Below are 7,053 nucleotides of genomic sequence, written 5' to 3'. Positions count from 1 at the left end.
ATATATTTAAATTAACAAAAACAATAATATAAGGAGTTAATTGTAAATATGAAGAAATTATTATTAATGATAAGTATTTTTATATCAATTAACTTATCTCTTTCAGCAGCAAGCGGATTTGAAGCCATAATAAATGTTCCATTCGGTATTGCTGTAGGTATACCTATGGGGCAAATAGCGGGAAGCACTAGAAAAATTAATACAGGTTTTGATGTGGGAGTTACAGCTCAATTCGGATATGTAATAGATTTAAAAAACAATATAGGACTTAGTATTTTAGGAGAATCTGGATACAGTTATGATACATATTCTTATGCTACATCTTCTGATTCAACTACAAAAATAGCAAATTCAACTTCATTTCATAGTTTTCAAATAGGTCTTCTTCCTAAACTGAATATTAAAGATTTTTCTATCGGATTTGGAGGAGGATTGAAAATTCCTATAGCTGGAACTTCGGAAGATAGAACAACTACACATGGTACAAATTACACAGCATCTGGAAGCACTATGAATATGATAACAATAGTAAACAAATATGATAAAATGAATGTAATACCTTATATAAAGTTAACATTTGATTACTCTGTATTCAATAATTATAATATAGGGGCAAATTTTGGAATGTATTTTGATTATGAATTTGGAGTTAGACAAAAAATAAATGAAAAAAAATATACATCTGTTGATAGCTTTGGTGTTGGTTTGCAAATAGGTTTAAGATTCAGTCCATTTAATACATGGCAAATGAAAAAAGACGGACTATAATAAGTGAAATTATGAAAGAATTTAATAATAAAGAATTGGAAATAGTAAAATATATAAAAGAGTATTTACCTTTTAGAGAAAAACATATAATTTCTACTAGAGAGCTTTCTATTGAAATAGCTGAAAAATATAATATAGATACAGAAAAAACTTCAATTGCCGCATTATGTCATGATTTAGGAAAGAGATATAAAGATGATGAAATGCGTAAAATTATATTTGATAATGATAATATTGAATACCCTAAACATATAACAGGAGCTTTACTTCATGCAAGAGTTAGTTCTATAATAGCTGAAAAAGAATTCAATATAACAGATAAAGAAATTTTGAATGCTATAGAAAGCCATACAGTAGGACATGCCAATATGAGTATGCTTGAAAAAATAATATATGCCGCTGATTATCTTGAGCCTACTCGTAAACTCGAAACTGCCGAAAGAATAAGAGAAAAGATTTTTATAGATTTTGATAAAGCATTTTTAGAAGTAGTATTAGAATCTATTACATTTGTTTTAAGTAAAAATCAATATTTATCTGATAAAACAATAGAACTTTATAATTCATTGGTTGTTAATTAAATTTTATATTATGGATAATAAAAACATAAAAAAAAGAGCATATATAATATTTGTATCCGACAGCAAACAGTACAGAAATAACAAAATAAATTATGAAAATATATTAAATGAACTCTCTATGCTATGCAACACAGCTGGTTATGAAGTTATAGAACAATATTCATTTATACAACCGAAAATATCTGCTGGAACATATATAGGAACTGGAAAGCTTGAAAGTTTAAAAGAAAGTGCCATTATCGATAATGTTGAATATTTTATATTTGATAATGAATTAAGCGGTTCTCAAGTTAATGCTATAGAGGAAGGTTCTAATATAACAGCACTTACTAGAACAGAAATAATATTAGAAATATTTGCAATAAGAGCAAAAACTATGACGGCTAAAATGCAAGTTGAATTAGCATTTTTAGAATTTGAATATCCAAGATTAAAAGGAAAAAGAACTAATTTAAGTCAAATAAAGGGAGGAATAGGATTAAGAGGAGGAGCTGGAGAAAAGCAATTAGAATATGATAGAAGAAGAGCTAGAGAGCGTATACATAAATTAAAATCACAATTAAGTAAAGTAGAAAAATCTGCTAGTGTAGGAAGAAAAGGAAGAGGAAATACATTCAGAGTGGCAATAGTAGGATATACTAATGCTGGTAAAAGTACATTATTCAATTTACTTTGTAAAGAAAATGTTTATGTTGAAGATAAATTATTCGCTACATTGGATACTCATACGAGGAAATTATATCTCACAGATGATACTCCTGTAGAAGTAATAATAAGTGATACAGTAGGTTTTATAGATAGACTTCCTCATACTTTAGTAGCTTCTTTCAAATCCACATTATCTGAAGTTGTTGAAGCTGATTTACTTTTGCATTTAGCGGATGCAGTAGATGAAAATATAGAAGAGAAACTTATTCAAGTTGAAACTATAATAAAAGAAATAGATGCCTCTCATATAAAGCGTATAGTTATATTCAATAAATCTGACTGTATAGATGATATACAGAAAAATAAAATAAATACCTATTATGATGATGCCATATTAATAAGTGCCAAAAATAATATCAATATAGAAACTCTTAAAAAGAAAATACTTGACACTATACTAGACTAATGTTTTTATATTCTAAACAATTATATTATTTGGATTTTTTAATATAAATTATGATATTATAGAATCAATTAATAAATTAGCATTTGCTTATAGAATAAATGAATATTTTTATATAATTATGTAGGAAATTTTCTGCAAGAAGCTGCAATTCTTTGTTTCAAACACAAATATAATAATATAAAGGAAAAATATAAGATTATAAATAACATAGAAAGTAAACCAAAAAAAATTGAAATAGATTGTTTAGTGGGAAATAAAGCATATGAAATAAAATGGGAGATGCCACTATAGACGGAGATTATATAACAAAAGTAGATACTAGAATACAAGATTTCTATTTATAATTATATAAAAAATCATATAACTAATATTTTATAATCAATTATCTTCTTAACTGCACAAATATAGCAACCCAGAAATCTTCTCCATTAATGGAATAATGAGATATTCCAACATGAGTAAATTTTTCACTTAAAATATTAATTCTATACTGATCAGAATTCAGCCAATAACTTATAACCGTTTCAGCATTTTTAAATCTATAAGCAATATTCTCATCTGAAGAAAATACTCTTATTCTATTTAAATAAAGTAATTCATCATATCTAGTATTATTAGGTCTTGTATGTGAAAAATTAATAGCAAGTTCTTTGGATCTGATATTTGCTATATTATTAAGTTCATCATTAGTTTCTAATAAATATAATCCTGAATTTTCTCTTAAATCATTTATAGTTTTTAAAGCAGCATCAATATCAGTATTATTTTGGGAATATAATAAAATGCTTCCTAAATATAATAAAACTATTGATTTTATAAACATCTTTAACATATTTTCTCTTTAATTAAAAATATACCGCTTATAATATAATATTTTTTTATTATTTTTCAAGTCTAATTAACAGGTTATTTTTGTTAATTTCAGATATATTTGAATGTGTAATATTATATATTATTCTATCTTTTATTTTAGAAATAATGCTTATACTACTATTACAATAGGATATAATATCCAAAATACTATTAGTAATATCAAACAAATATTCATTTGATTTTGATGAACATAATCTGCTGTATATTTTTAATATATATTCTCCAAAATATTTTATAAGCCTAATATCATTTGATAATATAGCCGTGTTAATATGATAAGAATATATTCTTAAAGCTTCAATATTATCATCTTTAATATATCTATCCAAAAATAAAGAAAACATTTTTATATACTCTAAACTTTTATTTTTAAGGTCATTGCATATATCATCTTTATTAATTATATGCACGGAATATTTTAAATTTAATATAATAGAACCCTCTTCATAGTATTTAAAAACAATACTATCTTTAGAACAATCCACAGGATTATCTAATTTCAATCTTATTTTTTCTATGTATTTTAACTTTTTATTTATATTGTTATTATTTATTTTTTTAGTATCAATTACAAATAAGTACTCTATATTTTTAGTTTTATTCACTATTGATCTTTTAGCACCTCTATATTTAGTATATTCCGAAGTAACTATTTCTAACTTTCCCCTACTCTCAAGTATAGAAAGCAAATCATCATACTCTATTATTCCATCAGTAGAATAACTCATCACTATATGTCTTGCATCTATATTATCCAATAAATTTATCAAAGTATCTTTAGCCGTTTTTTTATAGCAATACATCGATTTTGTTTTTATCCAATCTTTTCTAATACCACCTTTATCAGTTTTCTTTCCATTTATATATATATCTTTATTAATAGCAGGCTTATCCCATAATGCTATAGTATTCAATAAATGATAATTGCTTCCGTACTGATGCTGATTATAAGGAGGATCCAAATAAACCAAATCAAAATGCTTGTTTTTAATTACAAATTTATTAGCATCTTCCATACTAACATGACATTTTTTTCCGCTGTATAGAGGTATTGGTTTTAATGATATAGGAGCTAATATTCTATGTAATGCATCCTTATTTCTTCCGCCAAATCCAGCATGAAAAGCCTTAAAAACACCTGATGTATTTGTATGTGTAGCTGCCTCATATATAAGAGATGCTATTAAATAATAATATTCCTTCTCACTTATAGCATTATTTTTATAAAGGTACTCTATATTATTCCTTATTATATCTATTCTCTCGGCATTATAATGAGTATAAAAGAGTCTTTCATTTATTAAGTCTGGATTATCATCATTGGAAGGTGCATAATATTTAGATATATACCTATAATCATCATCTATATATTTAATACTATTAATCATATTTATAGTATTTTCTACCCCTCCAGTATGAATGAACATATTATCTAAATCTTCTATATTTATTTCTAAATGAGCATAATTTAATATATAAGAATAATATTCCCAATCATTAGAATAAACTTCCAAGTCTAAAGTTTTTAAAAGCCTAGAAACACTGCCGCTTCCTGCAAATAAGTCTAATGCTGTTTTTATATTCTTATCTTCCTGCAATATAGATAATATTGTATTTTCTATAAATGGTAGAAGTCTTCTTTTATTTCCTATATATGCTATCAAATTTTCTTTTAAATATTTATCTTTAATGTCTGTATCTGTATTAGTTATCATAATCTTATTATCATAATATAGTTTACATAATAATATTAACATAATAAAGATAAAATATCAATATTATATGAATTTTATTTTAAATATAGTATTTACTATTTTAAGATAATAAGTTATATTATTCCGAGTTTTAAATTAGAGAATTAACAGTGAGGGTCAAAATATGCTCAACAATGACAAGATAGGAGTAAAAAACAATAGTCTAATTTTAAAATTTTTATTGCCATATATGGCTATATTATTTGTAATTTGTATATCCATATATTTATTATATCTTCCGCAATATAAAACTAGATTTATAAATGCAAATAGATATAACATATCTAATATTTCATATGAAATAGAGAATAACATTTCTTCTTTATATGGCAGAATAAATATATTCTGTTCATATGTAGAAAAAGAAACTGATATGAATAAAATGACAGAAGTATTTGCAAATATTATAAAAAATGAAAAAGATCTAGCTAATATATACTATGCAAACACCGTACCGTATAAGGATGGCGGAAGAATACTTAATACTGTCGGAGAAGTACCTAATGATTATGATCAAACAACAAGAGAATGGTATAAAAATGCCGTGAAATCAAAAGAAATTGTAATATCAGAGCCTTATATAGATGCTATAACCAAAGATGTAGTAATAACATTTTCTAAAGCTATATATGCAAATGGACAATTGCAGGGTATAATAGGTATTGATGTTAATTTTTCAAAAATAATATATTCTGCCTTGGAAGAGATAAAAAAGTATGATTATGATTTAAGTATAATAAATAAAGACGGGTTATATTTATTCAATGCTAATGACAGATATATTTTAAAAGAAAATATATTCAATCAAAATAAAATATCTATTCATAAAAATGATATTATTAATAATAATCACTATGAATGGATAGGTAAAAAAAATTCTTATATATCATTGAAAATAAAAAACAGCAATTGGTATATAGTTATAAAAATAAAGAATAAAGAATTATATTCATCATTATTAAAATTATTAATTCTCATTATATCAGTATTAATAATACTATCAACTTTGGAAGCTATATTAGTTATTTTAATAGTAAGACCTATATCCAATACATTATATAATACAATATCTATAATAAATTCCATGTCTAAAGGTAATTTTAATACTCATTTCAATGAAAATGAATTAAATAAAAAAGATCAAACTGGAAATGTAATAAGAGCTCTTAATGAAATGCAAAATAAATTAGGAGATATTATATACAATATGAAAGATGATATAAATGGAATAAACAACTCCGTTAATATCATCACAAATGGAAACATAAATTTATCAGACAGATCCAACTCTCAGGCTAGTGCATTGGAGCAATTAACAAGATCTATAGAATTTGTATTTTCATCATTAAAAGAAACTGCAGAAAATGCTGGTAATGCTAAAAATATGAGTGAAAATGTATCAAATGCTACTAGAAACGGTGTAAATGCCATAAGTGAAACATCAAAAAGTATGGCTCAAATATCAGAGGCTAGTAAAAAAATATCAGACATCACAAATATAATAGAATCTATAGCATTTCAAACTAATATATTGGCTTTGAATGCATCAGTTGAAGCTGCACGTGCTGGGGATCAAGGAAAAGGTTTTGCTGTAGTAGCTAGTGAGGTTAGAAACCTAGCAATAAATGTTGGAAATGCCGCAAAAGATATTACAGCAATAGCAAATGAAACTATAGAAAAAATACAAAACGGAAATGCTTCTGTTATGGCTTCATCATATATATTAAATCAAATAGAAAGTTCTGTTAATGATGTACTAACTCTATTAACTGAAATTTCAAGTGCCATAATAAAAGAAGAAAATAGTGTATCAGAAATTAATACTGCTGTAATAGAAATCAATAGAATAACTCAGGACACTTCAAAAATAGCAAGTGAAGGTGCTGATGCTAGCAGAGATGTACTAGATAAATCAAATAATATAGTTAAACAGGTATCTTATTTCCACTTCAATTAAAAAATA

7 protein-coding genes are annotated in these 7,053 nt (G+C 25.0%); 5 read left to right on the top strand and 2 right to left on the bottom strand.

All coding sequences use genetic code 11. The features are described 5' to 3' along the window. Positions 1 to 48 precede the first annotated feature (48 nt). The 4 genes from Q1J76_RS09720 (at position 49) to Q1J76_RS12540 (ending at position 2,754) form a co-directional block, all read left to right on the top strand. Complete coding sequence (locus Q1J76_RS09720) at positions 49 to 768, top strand: outer membrane beta-barrel protein (RefSeq protein ID WP_300369873.1); 720 nt, start codon at positions 49 to 51, stop codon at positions 766 to 768. An 11-nt stretch (positions 769 to 779) separates the two neighbouring features. Then, positions 780 to 1,349: a bis(5'-nucleosyl)-tetraphosphatase (symmetrical) YqeK gene (gene yqeK, locus Q1J76_RS09715; protein ID WP_300369872.1), complete on the top strand. Its 570-nt coding sequence runs from the start codon at positions 780 to 782 to the stop codon at positions 1,347 to 1,349. A 10-nt stretch (positions 1,350 to 1,359) separates the two neighbouring features. Further along, positions 1,360 to 2,463, top strand: a complete 1,104-nt coding sequence (gene hflX, locus Q1J76_RS09710; RefSeq protein WP_300369871.1) for a GTPase HflX — start codon at positions 1,360 to 1,362, stop codon at positions 2,461 to 2,463. Between the two features lie 102 nt (positions 2,464 to 2,565). After that, positions 2,566 to 2,754: an ApaLI family restriction endonuclease gene (locus Q1J76_RS12540; protein WP_367182124.1), complete on the top strand. Its 189-nt coding sequence runs from the start codon at positions 2,566 to 2,568 to the stop codon at positions 2,752 to 2,754. A gap of 91 nt (positions 2,755 to 2,845) precedes the next feature. On the opposite strand, the gene Q1J76_RS09705 is transcribed toward Q1J76_RS12540, so the two are convergent. Beyond that, positions 2,846 to 3,295, bottom strand: a complete 450-nt coding sequence (locus Q1J76_RS09705) for a CAP domain-containing protein (protein ID WP_300369870.1) — start codon at positions 3,293 to 3,295, stop codon at positions 2,846 to 2,848. A gap of 49 nt (positions 3,296 to 3,344) precedes the next feature. Beyond that, positions 3,345 to 5,051, bottom strand: coding sequence for a DNA adenine methylase (locus Q1J76_RS09700; protein WP_300369869.1), 1,707 nt, complete (start codon positions 5,049 to 5,051; stop codon positions 3,345 to 3,347). 163 nt (positions 5,052 to 5,214) lie between these two features. Between Q1J76_RS09700 and Q1J76_RS09695 the strand changes: the two genes are divergently transcribed. Beyond that, the gene (locus Q1J76_RS09695; protein ID WP_300369868.1) at positions 5,215 to 7,047 is read left to right on the top strand and encodes a methyl-accepting chemotaxis protein; all 1,833 of its coding nucleotides are present in this window, start codon (positions 5,215 to 5,217) and stop codon (positions 7,045 to 7,047) included. The last annotated feature ends 6 nt before the right edge of the window (positions 7,048 to 7,053 follow it).

The organism is Brachyspira sp. (genome assembly GCF_029258575.1).
In the GTDB taxonomy this organism is placed as follows: Bacteria; Spirochaetota; Brachyspiria; order Brachyspirales; family Brachyspiraceae; genus Brachyspira.
The sequence above is the reverse complement of the archived record's forward strand: the minus strand, read 5'-3'. Positions and strand labels throughout refer to the sequence as shown.